This window comes from Domibacillus sp. 8LH, assembly GCF_038806185.1.
GTDB lineage: Bacteria > Bacillota > Bacilli > Bacillales > Domibacillaceae > Domibacillus > Domibacillus indicus_A.
This window is the reverse complement of sequence record NZ_JAVJNG010000008.1, coordinates 12,541-27,839: the sequence shown is the minus strand read 5'-3', so window position 1 is coordinate 27,839 and position 15,299 is coordinate 12,541. Positions and strand designations below refer to the sequence as shown.

The following is a 15,299-nucleotide window of genomic DNA, read 5'->3' as shown; positions in this document are numbered from 1 at the left end:
TCTTTCTTCTTTAGCAAAAACAAATGGTATGATATGTTTGAAAAAAAAGGAGGGCGCATATGGACGATCGGGACTGGTTAATTTTACATACGCTTTTTCATGAAAAAAGCATTACAAAAGCAGGCCAAACCCTCTTTATTGCCCAGCCGACCTTGACGAAACGGCTGAAGCAGATTGAAACAGAATTTGGGGTTAAAATTGTAAACCGCGGCATTAAAGGCGTACAGTTTACGCCTGAAGGAGAATATTTAGCAAAACGTGCTGAAGAACTTTTAGATACATTTCGCGAAATTAAAGAAGAAGTTGATAATTTTAACCATATTGTGGCCGGCACGCTTCGGATTGGTGTTTCAAACTTCATCAGCAAATATAAACTCCCCGGCTGGTTAAAACAGTTTAAAGAACAGTATCCGGATGTTGAATTTCAAATTGAAACCGCCTACAGCAGGCAGATCTACCAGCTTGCTTACAATCATGATATCCATATCGGCTTTATCCGTGGGGAATACAATTGGCCCGGCCATAAAGAGCAGCTGTTTGAAGAGAATTTATGTGTGTTTTCCAATGAGCCGCTCACACTCGAGGACCTGCCTCACCTGGCCAGGATTGATTATCAAACGGACCAGCTTTATAAGCATATGACAGACAATTGGTGGGCTGAGCATTACTCGCATCCTCCTTCGATTGGCATCACGGTAGACCGGGCTGATACCTGCAAAGAAATGGTGTTAAACGGTTTAGGGTATGCCATTCTGCCATCTTTATTTTTTAATGAAACGGACACTATTTACAAAATCCCGCTTCAATCCAAAGAGGGCCAGGCACTCACACAAAAAACATGGATGGTGTATCATCCAGAAGCTGAAGAATTAAACGTTGTAAAAGCATTCGCTGATTTTATTAAGCAGCATGTTGCTTTCAAGAACTAAAAAACAGGCCAGTTTTGGCCTGTTGAGAGTGTAGACAAACTAAGAAAGCAGGCTGATTGAAAACGCCTGTCTTTCCAGAAACGCCGCCGGCTGGGAAGCGGAGTGACCTTTTCGGGGTCATGAGCATTCGCAGACGGCAAATGACGCCGAAAGCGGGCGTTTGTCAACAGCCTGAACAGGCCAGTTTTGGCCTGTTTTCTTATGATAAGAAGCGATCTAAATACGCAATAATTTCTTCTCTATTACCTGATACTTTTTGGGCTCGTTTAATATCTTTATCTGCTTTCTCTATGGACTGTTTTAATACGTCTTCTTCTGCTTCCTGCGGAATAACGGTAACGCCATCCGCGTCTCCTACAATAATATCACCGGGTTGAATGGTTACACCGCCGCAGGAAATCGGCACGTTGATTTCTCCCTGCCCTGCTTTTCCGCTTGCGGCAATGGTTGTCCCTTTGCAGAAAACGGGGTAATTTAATTCTTTGATACCAACGACATCCCGAATCACGCCATCTACAATAATGCCTTTAATGCCAAGCGTCTGCGCCATCCCAACAATAAAGTCACCTGCTATCGCCCGGTATGTGTCTCCTTTTGCGTCAATCACTAAAACATCGCCCGGTTTTGCTTCTCTGATTGCTTTCAGCACGACTAAATTATCACCAACTGGCATTTTTACTGTAAAAGCCCGCCCGGCAACACGGTATTCTTCTTTGAGCGGCTGAATCGCTGATGACAAATTGTTCACCCCTTGCAGCGCATCGGAAATACAAGTTGTTGGGATGTCCTCAAATTGCTCTACAATATTCATTTTCACTTGGTTTTCAACAGTCATTTTTTTCTCTCCTTTAATTATCCTTCTTCATTTAAAATTAATTTTTTCCCTCTCAGTTTTAAAAACAGAGGAGTTAAAATCCATAGAATCCCGACAATAATAAAAGCCAGGGAAAGCGGTTTTTGGAAGAAAATCATTATATCGCCATTAGATAGCGTCAGTGCTCTCCGTAAATTGTTTTCAATCATCGGCCCTAATACCAGGCCCAACACCAGAGGAGCAATCGGAAAATCATTTTTTGAAAGAAAATAACCAGCTACTCCACAGGCAATCAGCAGGCCTAAATCAAAAACAGAAAACTGGACCGCATAAACGCCAAAGAAAGAAAAACCGATAATTAACGGAATCAAGTATTTGGCAGGTGTTTCTACTACTTTGGCAAACACTTTTACCATTGGCAGATTTAAGATCAGTAAAATCGCATTTCCGACAAACATGCTGGCAATCAATCCCCAGGCAACATCCGGGTGTTCTTCAAAAAGAAGCGGACCAGGGGTAATATTAAACATAATAAACGCACTCATTAAAATCGCTGTGGAACCAGACCCTGGAATACCAAGCGTGAGCAGGGGAACAATCGCTCCTCCGGCCGCCGCATTGTTTGCAGATTCTGGAGCCGCTACTCCCTCAATAGCGCCCGTTCCGAACTTCTTAGGATTTTTGCTTAATTTCTTTTCCATAATGTAGGAAAAGAAAGAAGCAAGAGTAGCCCCGGCACCAGGAAGAACACCGATGAAAAATCCCAAAACAGATCCCCGGGCAATCGGAAGAGAACTGTCTTTTAAATCCTGTTTAGTCGGAATGATTCGGGTAATCCTGGCAATTTCGCCGTCATTGCTTTCACGCTCTAAAATAGCTTTAAACACTTCTCCTACCGCAAAGAGTCCAACTGCGATCGTTAAGAATTCTAATCCTGAATACAGAACCGGTATGTCATACGTAAACCGGGTAACACCCGAAACAGAGTCGATGCCAATTGTTGCAAGAAGCAGGCCAAAGACGGTCATCATTAAGGCTTTCGTAATCGATTTGCCGCCAAGACCGCTTACAGCCAGCAGGCCAAGCAGCATAAGAGATGTATATTCTGCCGGGCCAAACTTTAACGCAATACCGGCCAGCGGTTTAGCCAGCAAAATCAATCCGATTAAAGCAACTAATCCAGCGGCAAAAGAACCGATTGCACAAATGGCCAGCGCGATTCCCGCCCGGCCGTTTTTAGCCATTTGGTGCCCATCAAGTGTCGTGACAACTGAAGACGATTCGCCTGGCGTGTTCAAGAGAATGGACGTGGTAGAGCCGCCATACATGGCGCCGTAATATACGCCAGCCAGTAAAATAATAGAGCTTGTGGCTGCCGCTTCAGCAGGAAGCCCGCTTGTAATGGATGCGGTAATCGGCATTAAAAGAGCGATCCCGCTCATAGGGCCAATACCAGGGAGGACACCAACAGCCGTTCCAATCAATACGCCGAAAAAAGCGAACAGAAGATTATGCCATTGCAGGGCTGTTGCAAAACCCTGAAGTAAATAATCCAGCGTGCCCATCTAACCCCTCCTAACTGAAACTCATCCATGATGGAAATGGTGGAAGTGAACCTTGTAAAAGAACGACAAATAAGTAGTAGACCCCTAAGGAAAAACATCCAGCAATCATAACAGATGCCCATACCTTTCCTCTCTGCATTGTCTGGAAACCAATGAACAAAAACAGGAAGGTAGTAATCACATATCCAAGTGTTTCTAAAAGTGCCGCATATAAAATGGCGGCAGTCAGGACAATGCCAAACCGCTTATAATCCAGTTTCGTACTGCTACTTTTCACTTCTGTGTAGCGAAACGTTTCATAAACAAGACGGATGCTCAGCAAGATTAAGGCAATGCCCAAAGACATCGGAAAAATATTTGGACCAATTTCACTGCCGTAGGCACTTTGAGAAAGTTTAAAGCTTTCTACTACAAACATGGCGCCGATTGCAAGAAATAGGATGCCTGCATAGCGGTCAAATGTTTTGCTCATTGTTTTCCTCCTCCCTGCCTCGGAAAAAGCAGCAGCCTATCGGGAAATTTCATGCCGCTGCTTTTCTCCTGTTTAAAGATCATTATTTCGCCATGCCGAGATCTTCGTAAATCTCTTTATACATCGCTTCTTCTTCTTCCATTAGCTTGATAAAGTCCTCCGATGCCATATAGCCATCCTGCCAGCCTTGTTTTTCCAGTTCTTTCTTCCAGGCTTCTGTATCTACCAGCTGGGCTACTTTTTCTTCCCAGTAGGCTTTCGCATCTTCTGACATATCAGCCGGTCCGTAAATACCGCGCCAGTTGGTTAATTCGGCGTCTATGCCCTGCTCTTTGTACGTTGGAATCTCTGCAAACTCTCCTTCCAGACGTTCAGGAGCAGAAATGCCCAGGATCTTCACTTTGCCGGCTTTTACATACTCATATACGGAAGAGACATCAGAAGAAATAACGTCAGCGTTTCCGCCAAGCAGAGAAGTGAGCGCCTCTCCACCGCCATCAAAAGAAATATACTTAAGGCCTTTTACATCTACGCCGGCTTTCATGGCCGGATAAATGGCATTTAAGTGGTCAAAAGAGCCTGGACCAGAGCCGCCCGCAAAAGAAATAGATGATGGATCTTTTTTCATGTCAGCAAATAAAGCATCTAATGAGTCGTATTTAGAATCTGCCGGGACTGCCAGTACATCGTATTCTGTCACCAGCCGGGCAATTGGTGTAATGTCCCGGAAGGAAACCGGGCTGTTTCCTTCTTTTTTAATGTGGTTCAAAATAAATGGTGTTGACGCAATCAGCAGCCGGTAGTCGTTCCCTTTGTCCTTGTTCGCAAAATCAACTGTGCCGACAACTTGTCCGCCGCCTGGATTATTTTCAACGGTAATGGTACTGTCTACAATTCCTTCAGAAGAAAAAAGGTTGCTCAGCGCCCTTCCTGTTGTATCGAGCCCGCCTCCTGCACCGGATGGAACAGAAAAGGTTATCGCTTTTTCCGGATAGCTGCTGCCTGATCCGCCTTGTCCACCGGCAGCTTTTTCTCCTCCACTATTACTGCAGGCGGCCGTTCCCAGCGTTAAGGCAGCAGCTAGAATAGGTACCATCAACTTTTTCATCAAAATCCCCCCAGTTTATTTGTCTGAATAATCAGTAAATTTTGGTTCTTTTGTTTTAATTCGAAAAGCGACGGACTTTATTTGAAACGCTCATTCCTCCCTCGATACATTTCTTTCTCTCTTAAGTTTTGAAGAAAGCCAAGCTTACTTGACTATTTTTTTAATCGACCTCTAAGTGTAGAACAAACCTCCTTCCACTTGTTGAGATAACGCTTTCATTTTTGTAAATGAAGATTTGTTTTCTCTGATTAAAGTGTACTCGATCCATAAATCCTTTGAAAAATAGTGATAATTCATGATTACATATTCTAATTTTGAATAAAATCACTTTCCTTTTGGACTCTACTTTTGTAATTTCAGGCTTTTACATAGAAAAATGTAATAGTTAAGTGATAAAAAATTCTATTTTATTAATTGTTTGAAATCGTTTACAGTGAAAACAGCACAATCAATATGTTTTTACTGAACTGGGACACTTTTTAATTCAGAAAGGAAGTCGAAACAATGACTGTTTATCGTATCGGAGTATTAGCTGGAGACGGCATTGGACCTGAAATTGTGGGCGCTACAGTGAATGTTTTCAAAACGGCTGCCCAAAAAGTAGGTGTAGATATTGAGTGGGTTGACCTTCCCATGGGATGGAAAGGCATTAAACATCACAATGATCCTCTTCCAGAAATCACAACGAAAACATTAGAAACCACTCATGGATGGCTTCTTGGACCACATGATTCAGCTGCTTATCCTCCAGAACATAAAATCAAGCTGAACCCGAGCGGTGCCCTTCGCCACAACCTTGATTTGTATGCCAACATTCGTCCAGCTAAAACAATGCCTGGAATTAAAAGTGTTGTAGAAGAAGCAGATCTAGTAATCTACCGTGAAAATACAGAGGGTTTTTATGCGGACCGCAATATGTACAGTGGGCATGGTGAATGGCAGATCACGGAAGACGTGGTGGTGACTTCAGGCGTCTTTACGCGAAAAGCAACGGAACGTATTGCCCATAGCGCTTTTAAAATGGCGATGCAGCGCCGCAAAAAAGTAACGATTGTTCATAAAGCTAATGTACTACGTTTGAGTACCGGCTTGTTTTTAAAGGTTTGCCGGGATGTAGCAGAGCAGTACCCTGAAGTGACAATAGACGATTACCATATTGACGCAATGGCGGCCCACTTAGTACGTCGTGCCAAAGATTTTGATGTCATTGTTACGGAAAATATGTATGGAGATATTCTTTCTGACCTTGCTGGTGAACTTGTAGGCAGCCTGGGACTGGCTCCTTCTATCAACTCAAATGACAATGTTGCAATGGCCCAGGCAGCACATGGTTCCGCACCTGACATTGCCGGCTTAAACATCGGCAATCCGATTGGTATGATGCTTTCTACTGTTATGCTGATGGACTGGCTGTCAGAGCGGCACAAGGATCTAAAGCTAAAGGAAATGGGTCAGCTCGTTGAACAAGGATTGTACCAGTCACTTGAGGATGGTGTTAAAACAAGAGACCTTGGCGGCAGCGCTACAACCTCGGGATTTGCAGAAGCCGTAGCCGATCGAATCAATCAAGCCCTTGTAAACTAAGCAGGAATACCGGATTTTACAAAGATGTTCCTTTGTGAAATCCGGTATTTTTTACTTTTGTAAAGGTGATTTCAATGTGAGTATTTCTCTTCTTCGTGCATCCTCTATATTTAGAAGCTAATAGCTATCCTGTTACTCGTATTCCTTCTCAAATTCAACAGTGCTTCTCACGGTATCAATAGGCCGTACTAATTTTTCAATTTGTTCACGTTTCGGCTCCAAGAACGGCGGCAATGAAAGCTTTTCGCCGACTGTTTCGTAAGGCTCATCGCCCATAAATCCAGGTCCATCCGTCGCAAATTCAAACAGAATCTGCGGTGCAACGCGGGCATAAAGGGATTCGAAGAAGTAGCGGTCTACGTAACCAGAAGTCTGGAAGCCAAAGCTTTCGAGGCGGTTCGTCCATTCATTCAGCACGGTCCGGTCTTCTACACGGAAAGCCGCATGGTGAACAGTGCCGTACCCTTGGCGCGCCTGCGGCAGCACCGTATTATGTTCTACAATAACCTGAGCCCCGTTTCCGCCTTCGCCTACCTCAAATAAATGCAGGGAACCTTCCGCTGCTATTTCCTTAAATAACAGCACCTGCTCCATCATTTGTTTAAAATACTTAAAATCAGCAATGCGAACAAACAGAGGGCCTAAACCTGTAATCGCAAATTCTAAAGGGATTGGCCCCTTCTGCCAAGGCGTACCAGAAGCCACTCCTTTATTATGTTCATCTGAAACAAGCTGATAGTGCTGATCATCGAAATCAACAAACGAAAGTGTCTGTTTACCAAACTGTTCTTTAATACCTGTATGTTTCACGTTTAGGCGGTCAAATCGTTTCACCCAATAATCAAGCGCCGCATCGGTCGGTACCCGGAAAGACGTTTTTGAGATTTCATTTGTCCCATGCACGCCTTTTGGGATACCAGGGAAATCAAAGAACGTCATGTCGGTTCCGGGGCTGCCCTTATCATCAGCAAAGAACAAATGATACGTTTGAATATCATCCTGGTTTACCGTTTTTTTGACTAATCGCATACCTAGTACATATGTGAAAAACTCATAATTTTTTTCTGCACTGCTTGTAATAGCTGTCACATGGTGAATGCCTTTTAAATGATTCATTTCTTTTTCCTCCTAACCAATTAGGTTCAATTATCTTCAATTCGAGATATAAACGTTAAAAAGATCTTTTCTTTTTTATTTCATTCAAGCGATTGTGCTCGGTAGCCAATTCGTTTAATCAGTTGGATAGCAGTATGGAGTTCATCAGGCTTCAAGCCTTCAAATACCTTTCCCATCGTAAGTTCATGTTTAGGGAATATTTCCTCCATTAGCTCCCTGCCCTTTTGTGTAATGGCTGCATACGTGACACGGCGGTCTTTCGGACAGCCTTTTCGAACGGCATACCCTTTTTGTTCGAGTTTATCGACCACATATGTGATACTGCCGCTTGAAATTAATATTTTTTTGCCAATCACTTGAATCGGCTGATCGCCTTTATGGTACAGCAATTCCAAAACCGCAAACTCTGTTGGGTTTAACCCATAGAGCGCTACGTCTTTTCGAACGACGTCTTGAATCGCCTGGGAAGCCCGCAAAATCACCGTAACGGCTTTTAGCTCATTATAAGTCTGTTCCATTATCATCACTTCTTCCCTTTATTTCGAAATGATAACCGATCTATTTAAAGTGATAAATTGCGGTACCAGTCAGCAGCTGCTTCTACCTCAGTCAGCGTTAACTGGTGGCCGTGATTTTCCCAGTGAACGTCTACGGATGCGTTTGCTTGTTCCAGTAAAGATTGAAGCTGCTTTGATTCCATCGGGGCACAAATCGGATCATTCGTACCGGCTGCGATAAAAACGGACGTTCCAGTCAAATCAGGAAGCTCTATGCCCCTTCTAGGAACCATAGGGTGATGAAGAATCGCCGCCTTTAGTGCATGCTGATAATGGAACAGCAAGCTTGCTGCGATATTGGCTCCGTTTGAATAGCCAATCGCAATGATATTATTTCGGTCAAATTCATACGTTTCAGCCGCTTCATCCAAAAATGCATTTAATTCTGTTGTGCGGAAAATAAGGTCTTCTTCATCAAATATCCCTTCCGCCAGTCTCCGGAAAAAACGCGGCATACCGTTTTCCAGTACGTTTCCTCTTACACTTAAAATGGAAGCCTCATCGTCTACTTTTCCAGCAAGTGGCAGCAGGTCTAATTCGTTGCCACCTGTTCCGTGAAGCAGTAATAGTGTAGGTTTTGAGGGGTCTTTGCCTTTTTGAAAAAGGTGTTTCATTTCTGGTCTCCTTCCAAAACACGAACCTCTACAGGAGGCAAGGTTTTTTCTAATTCTTGTCGTTTTGATTCCAGCCAGGACGGCAGCATCAGCTTCTGCCCGAGCTTCTCGATCGGTTCATCCACCGCAAAGCCTAGCGGGTCAGTGGCGATTTCAAACAAAATGCCGCCCCCTTCATGAAAATAAAGGGCTTTAAAGTAATGCCGGTCACGAATTTCGGTCGGATAGAAGTTCCTTTCCTCAAGAACCGCTCTCCATTTATGAAGCTCTTCTTCATCTCTTGCTCTCCAGGCAATGTGATGAACCGTTCCTGCTCCCATCAGCCCGCGGACAGAGGGAGTGAGCTTAATATCAACCGTGTTTCCAACCGATGCTTCTGATTTAAACCTTAGAAAGCCTTCTTCCTGTCCCAGGCATTCGAATCCCAGTATGTTTTCAAGCGCTTCCGCCGTTTTATGAGGCTGCACAGAAATTAACATCGCCCCGCTAAATCCTTGAACCGCCTTATCCGATGGAATACCGCCAAAGGATCCACTATGTGAAAACTCTTCTTCCCTTTCGACCAGTTCCAGTTCAAGGCCATCTGGATCTTGAAAAGCGATATGTTTTTCGTCAAAACGGACCGATGAAAAAAATTTTACGCCAAACTTCTGTAACCGATTCTTCCAAAATTCCGTTGAACCGGCTGGGATGACAAAACTGATACTGCCCACCTGTCCTGTACCGATACGGCCTTTCGGCTGTTTAGCCCACGGAAAGAATGTAATGACTGTTCCCGGGTCTCCTGATCCGTTTCCAAAATACAGATGATATACTTCTGGACGGTCAAAGTTGATTGTTTTCTTTACGAGCCGCAGCCCCAGCACACCTGCGTAAAAATCAATCGTTCTTTGTGCATCGTTCACCATCGCAGTAATATGATGAATGCCCGCTATTTTTTGCATGTTGTACACCCCGTTTCCCGGATTCAACTTTTGTCAGCTTGGGCGGTCAATGGTAAAGATTTCGCCGATTTTTGCATAATCATTTCCCGCCAGCCTGCTTACAGCTCCTAATCCATCTGGGTTGATTCTGCCGTTTTCATAAATATCCTCCGCAATGTGAAACTGCACGACTTTTCCGATGATCAGGTCACACCCAGGAGCATCAGAGTCTCCTAGTTCCAGTGACTGCTCCAGCAGACATTCCATTCGAATTTTTGCTTCCTTTACGCCTGGAACGGAAATTTTCACACTTTCTACCGGCGTCAGCTGTGTCCGTTCTATTTCACTTTCCTCAGGAGGAAGATTGGCAGCCGTTTCGTTCACTTTTTCTACGTTTTGTTCATCTACAATATGAACAACAAATTCTTTTGACTCGACAATGTTTCGTGCAGTATCTTTTCGTTCTCCCTGATTTCGCTGAATCGCTAAAGAAATCATCGGAGGGTTAGACGAAACAATATTGAAATAACTAAATGGGGCGCCGTTCAGCGTTCCTTCTTTTGACATCGACGTTACAAAAGCGATCGGTCTTGGGATAATGCTCCCTATTAGAAATTTGTAATTTTCTCGTTCTGTGTTTGCAGATGGGTCAATGGAAAGCAAAGCACTCACTCCAATCAGAATTTAATCGAGTTCTCTTACCTGGAAAGGGATCAGCACCCGTTCAATTTGTTCCCGGCGTGGTTCATACTGCTCCGGCAGCATTAACTTTTCTCCCATGGTTTCAAATGTCTCATCATGCGCAAACCCTGGAGGATCGGTCGCAATTTCAAATAGGATTTCACCATGCTCTCTAAAGTAAATGGCATTAAAGTAATTTCTGTCCCGTACCGCCGTCACGCCATATCCGTTTTCAGCCACATACTTTTGCCACTCCAGCTGATCCTGATCGTCTTCGGCGCGCCAGGCAATATGGTGCACAGTGCCAACACCCATTTCTCCCCGCCCAATCGGCGTTCGCTTTAAATCAATGATATTTCCAATGTCGGCTGAAGACTGAAAACGCACGAAGTCTCCTTCTTCACTTACTTTTTTTAGCCCCATCACCTGTTCCAGTAAGTGAGCCGTTTTTTCCGGCTGGGCTGATAATAAAGTAGCCCCGCCAAACCCTTTAATGGCTGTGTCTGATGTAATATCTCCAAAAGACCATGTATTCTTTTCGCCTTCCTCCCGCTCCACAATCTCCAAATGAAGTCCATGGGGATCGTCGAATTCGAGGTACTGTTCTCCAAACCGGTCCATTTTGGTAACCGGCACGTTGAATTTCGCCAGCCGTTCTTCCCAAAATGCGGTTGCCCCTTTTGGAACCACATAAGAAGTGACCCCTACCTGGCCATCTCCTATCGTCCCCTGGCGGGCGCCTGCCCACGGGAAAAATGTAATGATTGTTCCCGGTTTTCCGCCCTCATTGCCAAAGTAAAGGTGGTACGTTCCGGGATCATCAAAGTTCACCGTTTGTTTGGTGAATGCCTGCTGTTTGTTTGTTCATTTTACCTGCTCCTTTTTTATATATAATCGATGAATGGGCTCTGTGCACCAGACTCTTTACTGTATGGTTTAGTAGTACGTCACAAATTCACTGACAGGTTTTCGGTACCCGCGCGGCTTTCTGCTCTCTACTTTTTCTTTTCCAATCGCAATCATTAAAACGGGTTCATCTTCATCATGTATATTTAACAGCTCTCTTACCACTTTAGGATCAAATCCAATCATGGGACATGTATCCCAGCCTTTTTCTTTGGCCGCCAGCATAAACAGCATGGCGGATAAAGAAGCATTCCGGATTGCTTCGTCCCGCTGAAATTCTTCGCCTCTTGACTCATAAAAGGAGACGGTATCTTCCACCATTTGATCATATTCTTGCTTGTTCACAATTCCAAGCATTTTTAAACCCTCGTAAAGTTGTGAAGCCTGCTTAAATGCGCCTTTGTCTCCAAGCACAATAATCACGGCTGAAGCGCTTGACACTTTATATTGCCCGTAGGCAGCCGTTCTTATCTTTTCTTTCAGTTCTGGATCCATTACGGTTATATATTTCGTATGCTGCAGATTAAAAGCCGATGGTCCCAGCTTGACGAGCGAGAAAATGTCATTTAATTCGTTTTTAGTAATGGGTGTATCAGCCAGGAAATTGCTCGCCGAGCGCCGTTTTTCTACTAGTTGAGTGAATTCAGTCATTTTTACATTCCCCTTCGGATTAATATCTCGAATTCGAGATATTAATGTGTAAAAGACGATAAACCTTCTGTTTTAAAACTGAGTAAGGGCAAGAATTTCTTTAAAATCTCTGCTTTCTCTTTCTAAGTAGTTACCATTTCAAAATAAATTATCTTGAATCCAAGATAAATATACCTGATTCTTTTCGGTCTGTCAACTGATTGTGCTAAAAGATTTTTCATATTCTTTTTGCTCCTCAAACTGAAAGCTAAGCCGTCCTTACGTCAGACTCCTTTTTAATTTTAAAGAAAAAGGCAGGCACAAATTTGTGCCTGCCTTTAAACTAACGACGATGCTCCACGAGGTCAATGGCACCTAATACAATGTGGGCTAACCCAAAACCAAAAACAGTGTTTGCAATGGCTTTATTGGTCCCGTCTCTTTGTCTTAGGGCATATCCAGTGGCCGTAACAGCTGAACCCAATACAGTTGGAATCAAGCCTTCACGAATGTTCAATGGAATCTCCCTCCACATCGTAGTCAGCGGATGTATTCACACCCACATGTATGATGTCCGAAAGCCCAGACATGTATGTAAGCTGCGCTTTTTCATAAAAAAACTGAAGTACGAGAACGTTATGTTCCTTGTACTTCAGCAGATATTACGCCTTCAATGCTCCGGATGCTTTCATAAACGTCCGTTGTATACCGCTGCTTTTCTACTTCGGCTTCTAGATACATGTTTTTGCAGTCATCTTCTAGATCTTTAAGCCGCAAATTTTTTACGTTCACGCCAGTTTGTTTAATACTTTTCAGCAAAAGAGTTAAATTCACGCTGTCTTCTACCTTAATTTTCACGTAGATGGGTTTCATCAAAAGTGTTTTTGGGCCAAACAGCTTCATTAAAAAAGGTATAATCTCAACCGCAAAAATCACAAGGATGACCATTACAACGGCTTCCAGGTAAAATTCTGCTCCGACTGCGATCCCTGTTGCCGCCGATGCCCAAACAATGGCAGCTGTGGTCAAACCTGAAATCATTTCATTGCTCCGGCGGAGAATAACCCCCGCTCCGATAAAACCGATACCCGAAATAATCTGAGCTGCAAGGCGCAGCGGGTCCATCGGCCGGATCGCTGCTTCTGCATAGCGAAAGCTTGATTCAATCGACACGATGGTAAGCAGGCAGGCTGCCGCAGCGATTACAATAGAGGTTTTCATGCCGACAGGCTTGCGTTTAAATTCCCTTTCAACACCGAGCAAGAAACCTAAAAAGGCCGCAAATCCGATTTTCCCAATCATCCATAATTCTATTTCCCAGTCCATATCTTCCCCTCTTCTGTTCTTTATTTTAACTACACCTTATTAGAAGCCGCTTTGGCTTTTAGCCTGAATGCCTCCGCACGGTCCGTCACGTTTTTCCTTTGTTTCCTTACACTAATGTTTATGCAAACCTGCGTTCACTTTTTCGCCGGTTTTTGTATTTTACTTTGCCGTTTAGCTTAGATCAACTGTAAATGTAAACTCTGTAAACGGGCATAGGAAAGCGTTACATTGTAATCACTGCAAGCCTGCTGTACAGATAGCTTTTAGTATACGCCGCTTGACTATAGTAATCTATTACTACCTCAAGTACAATAAAGAATTTTTCCCAAGACCTTTTTCTTTCAGCTTTCATTTTAGTGAAATGTTGTTAGCTTTTTATTTTTAACTTAGCCATTAATATTAAAAGCGAAAAAAAGACTTTTTATAATTGTAACATACAAAAAACGCCTTCATTTGAAGGCGTTTTTTGTGCTTTTAAAGACTATATTTTCGAATCAAATACGTTGGTGTACAGCTCCACGCATGGCAGTAACTGTTGATTAAATGACTACCATATGGCGAAAAGCTTTTATTTTTTGGATCATACAATTCCCAGAATGTATCTGCCCCATCTTCGAGCATACCGCCCCAGTACACTTTCATTTGTTCAATAGCTTTTTCTCTTTCTCCTGAAAGCAGAAGAGCTTCCACATAATGATGATACATATAAGGGGTAGCCATGCCAACGGCTTTGTCAGCCATTAATAGCCGGTTTAGTAATGCCGCATTTTCTTCTTTTGGCAAAATATCAGCCAATACCATCCATACCTGGCTCGCCCAAGATACCTGCCGATCTGCCCCACTGATGAAAAGTTGCTGTTTTTCATCCCATAAGAATTGCTTTGCAGCTTCTACTATATCCACCAGGCATGATGCCAGCATTGATTTTTCAGGTGCATTTAACGCATCAGCCAGGTGAATCGCCTGTTTCAGGGCATAAATTAAGACAGCTTGTGATGGTGCCTGCTTATTCAGGCCTTCCTCCCAGTCAATAAATGACCACCATTCTTCTGAATCTGTCACAATATGCCGTTCATCTAAACGCTCAAGGGCCAATTCCACCTGCCGAAGCGCTATCGGCCAAAGATCGGTTAACGCTTCCATGTCTTTCGTTGCTTCATAGTAATCATACAGGGTTGAGACGAAAAACAAGGAGTAATCAAACAGCCGTATATCATCTGCGATCAGCTCAGGCTTTATAAATAGATTTGCGGCCACCTGTCCATTGTCATCCGGTACGCCGGCAAACATGTACAAGCAGCGCTTCACAAGATCATTTGTACAGAATGTTTTATAGTTTGCCAGCGCCTGTAGACGAAGATCCCCTAACCAAAGACGGCGATCCCGTTTCGGTCCGTCTTCAAATACCTCCTGCATGCAGTCAGCGAGCGTCTTTACACTGATTTCATCCATCTTTTGAAGGAGTGGATCTACGTGCTTAAGGGGTTTTACAGCCTCGTAATCAGCGGATGTGACCGATTTGCATTTTATATTTTCAAAAACAACCCGGTATTTACGAGAGGTTTCGAGCACTTCTGCTTTTACATACCGGAAGCTGTAACGGCGTGGCAATTCTACTTTTGCTGGCAGCACATCAATGAAAATGGTTTCTTCCTGAAGCCACGAACCTGCAAGCCATCCATCATAGGATTCAAACGGTTCTGCCATCTCAACCGGCATTTCACCAATCGTCAGCTTCAGCTTCAGGGGCGCATCCGGCGGACTTCCGGCAGGATGGATATCCATCGATAGATAGCCGACCTGATGATCACCGAAATCTAAAATGAATGAATCTTTTTTGGCTAATTCACGTTCACTTAATTCGGTAACCGGCGCTGCATATTCTGCGGTCCAGCCGTGGATTGCCTTATGATCAGCTTTGACATTGACAATAGATACAGGATTGACCACTTTCGTTAGCAGTTCCGGTTTTAACTGCTCTGCTTTTTCAATAAAAGATTCATTTCGAACCATTACATACTCTTTTTTTACTTGAACACTCATGCTTTTCCCTCCCTGATCACTTTCCCAGTCT

At 43.7% G+C, this 15,299-nt stretch carries 15 protein-coding genes and 1 pseudogene; 2 read left to right on the top strand and 14 right to left on the bottom strand.

The genetic code is table 11. The features are described from left to right. Window positions 1-59 precede the first annotated feature (59 nt). Complete coding sequence (locus RG959_RS11680; RefSeq protein WP_342797260.1) at window positions 60-929, top strand: LysR family transcriptional regulator; 870 nt, start codon at window positions 60-62, stop codon at window positions 927-929. 199 nt (window positions 930-1,128) lie between these two features. Here the strand turns inward: RG959_RS11680 and RG959_RS11675 are convergent, their stop codons facing one another. The 4 genes from RG959_RS11675 to RG959_RS11660 all read right to left on the bottom strand — a co-directional run bounded on the left by RG959_RS11675 (window position 1,129) and on the right by RG959_RS11660 (window position 4,888). After that, complete coding sequence (locus RG959_RS11675; RefSeq protein ID WP_483298879.1) at window positions 1,129-1,764, bottom strand: RraA family protein; 636 nt, start codon at window positions 1,762-1,764, stop codon at window positions 1,129-1,131. Between the two features lie 17 nt (window positions 1,765-1,781). Next, on the bottom strand, window positions 1,782-3,308 hold the full coding sequence (locus RG959_RS11670; RefSeq protein WP_342797259.1) for a tripartite tricarboxylate transporter permease: 1,527 nt from the start codon (window positions 3,306-3,308) through the stop codon (window positions 1,782-1,784). A 10-nt stretch (window positions 3,309-3,318) separates the two neighbouring features. Continuing rightward, the gene (locus RG959_RS11665) at window positions 3,319-3,780 is read right to left on the bottom strand and encodes a tripartite tricarboxylate transporter TctB family protein (protein WP_342797258.1); all 462 of its coding nucleotides are present in this window, start codon (window positions 3,778-3,780) and stop codon (window positions 3,319-3,321) included. 82 nt (window positions 3,781-3,862) lie between these two features. Then, entirely contained in the window at window positions 3,863-4,888 is a 1,026-nt protein-coding gene (locus RG959_RS11660; protein ID WP_342797257.1) for a Bug family tripartite tricarboxylate transporter substrate binding protein, read from the bottom strand. Window positions 4,889-5,392: 504 nt separating this feature from the next. On the opposite strand from RG959_RS11660, the gene RG959_RS11655 reads away from it, so the two are divergent. Beyond that, window positions 5,393-6,472: an isocitrate/isopropylmalate dehydrogenase family protein gene (locus RG959_RS11655; RefSeq protein ID WP_342797256.1), complete on the top strand. Its 1,080-nt coding sequence runs from the start codon at window positions 5,393-5,395 to the stop codon at window positions 6,470-6,472. Between the two features lie 132 nt (window positions 6,473-6,604). Here the strand turns inward: RG959_RS11655 and RG959_RS11650 are convergent, their stop codons facing one another. The 10 genes and pseudogenes from RG959_RS11650 to RG959_RS11605 form a co-directional block, all read right to left on the bottom strand. After that, window positions 6,605-7,588, bottom strand: coding sequence for a ring-cleaving dioxygenase (locus RG959_RS11650; RefSeq protein ID WP_342797255.1), 984 nt, complete (start codon window positions 7,586-7,588; stop codon window positions 6,605-6,607). Window positions 7,589-7,668: 80 nt separating this feature from the next. Further along, window positions 7,669-8,106, bottom strand: a complete 438-nt coding sequence (locus RG959_RS11645; protein ID WP_342797254.1) for a MarR family winged helix-turn-helix transcriptional regulator — start codon at window positions 8,104-8,106, stop codon at window positions 7,669-7,671. Window positions 8,107-8,150: 44 nt separating this feature from the next. Then, on the bottom strand, window positions 8,151-8,759 hold the full coding sequence (locus tag RG959_RS11640; protein ID WP_342797253.1) for an alpha/beta hydrolase: 609 nt from the start codon (window positions 8,757-8,759) through the stop codon (window positions 8,151-8,153). Next, a complete protein-coding gene (locus RG959_RS11635; RefSeq protein ID WP_342797252.1) occupies window positions 8,756-9,703 on the bottom strand; it encodes a ring-cleaving dioxygenase in 948 nt (315 codons plus the stop codon). The genes RG959_RS11640 and RG959_RS11635 overlap by 4 nt, the downstream gene beginning before the upstream one ends. 33 nt (window positions 9,704-9,736) lie before the next feature. Then, window positions 9,737-10,345 carry a flavin reductase family protein gene (locus RG959_RS11630; protein ID WP_342797251.1) on the bottom strand — a complete coding sequence of 203 codons (609 nt, stop codon included), beginning with the start codon at window positions 10,343-10,345 and terminating at the stop codon, window positions 9,737-9,739. Between the two features lie 21 nt (window positions 10,346-10,366). Then, a pseudogene (locus RG959_RS11625) lies at window positions 10,367-11,203 on the bottom strand (ring-cleaving dioxygenase); the annotation flags it as partial. Window positions 11,204-11,299: 96 nt separating this feature from the next. Next, complete coding sequence (locus tag RG959_RS11620) at window positions 11,300-11,920, bottom strand: nitroreductase family protein (RefSeq protein ID WP_342797250.1); 621 nt, start codon at window positions 11,918-11,920, stop codon at window positions 11,300-11,302. 322 nt (window positions 11,921-12,242) lie between these two features. Continuing rightward, window positions 12,243-12,416 (bottom strand): asparagine synthase, encoded by a 174-nt coding sequence (locus RG959_RS11615; RefSeq protein WP_342797249.1) that lies wholly within the window; start codon window positions 12,414-12,416, stop codon window positions 12,243-12,245. Between the two features lie 119 nt (window positions 12,417-12,535). Then, complete coding sequence (locus tag RG959_RS11610) at window positions 12,536-13,225, bottom strand: MgtC/SapB family protein (protein ID WP_251273106.1); 690 nt, start codon at window positions 13,223-13,225, stop codon at window positions 12,536-12,538. A 474-nt stretch (window positions 13,226-13,699) separates the two neighbouring features. After that, on the bottom strand, window positions 13,700-15,268 hold the full coding sequence (locus RG959_RS11605) for an alpha-L-rhamnosidase-related protein (RefSeq protein ID WP_342797248.1): 1,569 nt from the start codon (window positions 15,266-15,268) through the stop codon (window positions 13,700-13,702). Window positions 15,269-15,299: the final 31 nt, after the last annotated feature.

Excerpts from the sequence above, each read along its gene's own strand:
- RG959_RS11680 (WP_342797260.1), top strand. The coding sequence starts at position 60 with ATGGACGATCGGGACTGGTTAATTTTACATACGCTTTTTCATGAAAAA.
- RG959_RS11675 (WP_483298879.1), bottom strand. The coding sequence starts at position 1,764 with ATGACTGTTGAAAACCAAGTGAAAATGAATATTGTAGAGCAATTTGAG.
- RG959_RS11670 (WP_342797259.1), bottom strand. The coding sequence starts at position 3,308 with ATGGGCACGCTGGATTATTTACTTCAGGGTTTTGCAACAGCCCTGCAA.
- RG959_RS11665 (WP_342797258.1), bottom strand. The coding sequence starts at position 3,780 with ATGAGCAAAACATTTGACCGCTATGCAGGCATCCTATTTCTTGCAATC.
- RG959_RS11660 (WP_342797257.1), bottom strand. The coding sequence starts at position 4,888 with ATGAAAAAGTTGATGGTACCTATTCTAGCTGCTGCCTTAACGCTGGGA.
- RG959_RS11655 (WP_342797256.1), top strand. The coding sequence starts at position 5,393 with ATGACTGTTTATCGTATCGGAGTATTAGCTGGAGACGGCATTGGACCT.
- RG959_RS11650 (WP_342797255.1), bottom strand. The coding sequence starts at position 7,588 with ATGAATCATTTAAAAGGCATTCACCATGTGACAGCTATTACAAGCAGT.
- RG959_RS11645 (WP_342797254.1), bottom strand. The coding sequence starts at position 8,106 with ATGGAACAGACTTATAATGAGCTAAAAGCCGTTACGGTGATTTTGCGG.
- RG959_RS11640 (WP_342797253.1), bottom strand. The coding sequence starts at position 8,759 with ATGAAACACCTTTTTCAAAAAGGCAAAGACCCCTCAAAACCTACACTA.
- RG959_RS11635 (WP_342797252.1), bottom strand. The coding sequence starts at position 9,703 with ATGCAAAAAATAGCGGGCATTCATCATATTACTGCGATGGTGAACGAT.
- RG959_RS11620 (WP_342797250.1), bottom strand. The coding sequence starts at position 11,920 with ATGACTGAATTCACTCAACTAGTAGAAAAACGGCGCTCGGCGAGCAAT.
- RG959_RS11610 (WP_251273106.1), bottom strand. The coding sequence starts at position 13,225 with ATGGACTGGGAAATAGAATTATGGATGATTGGGAAAATCGGATTTGCG.
- RG959_RS11605 (WP_342797248.1), bottom strand. The coding sequence starts at position 15,268 with ATGAGTGTTCAAGTAAAAAAAGAGTATGTAATGGTTCGAAATGAATCT.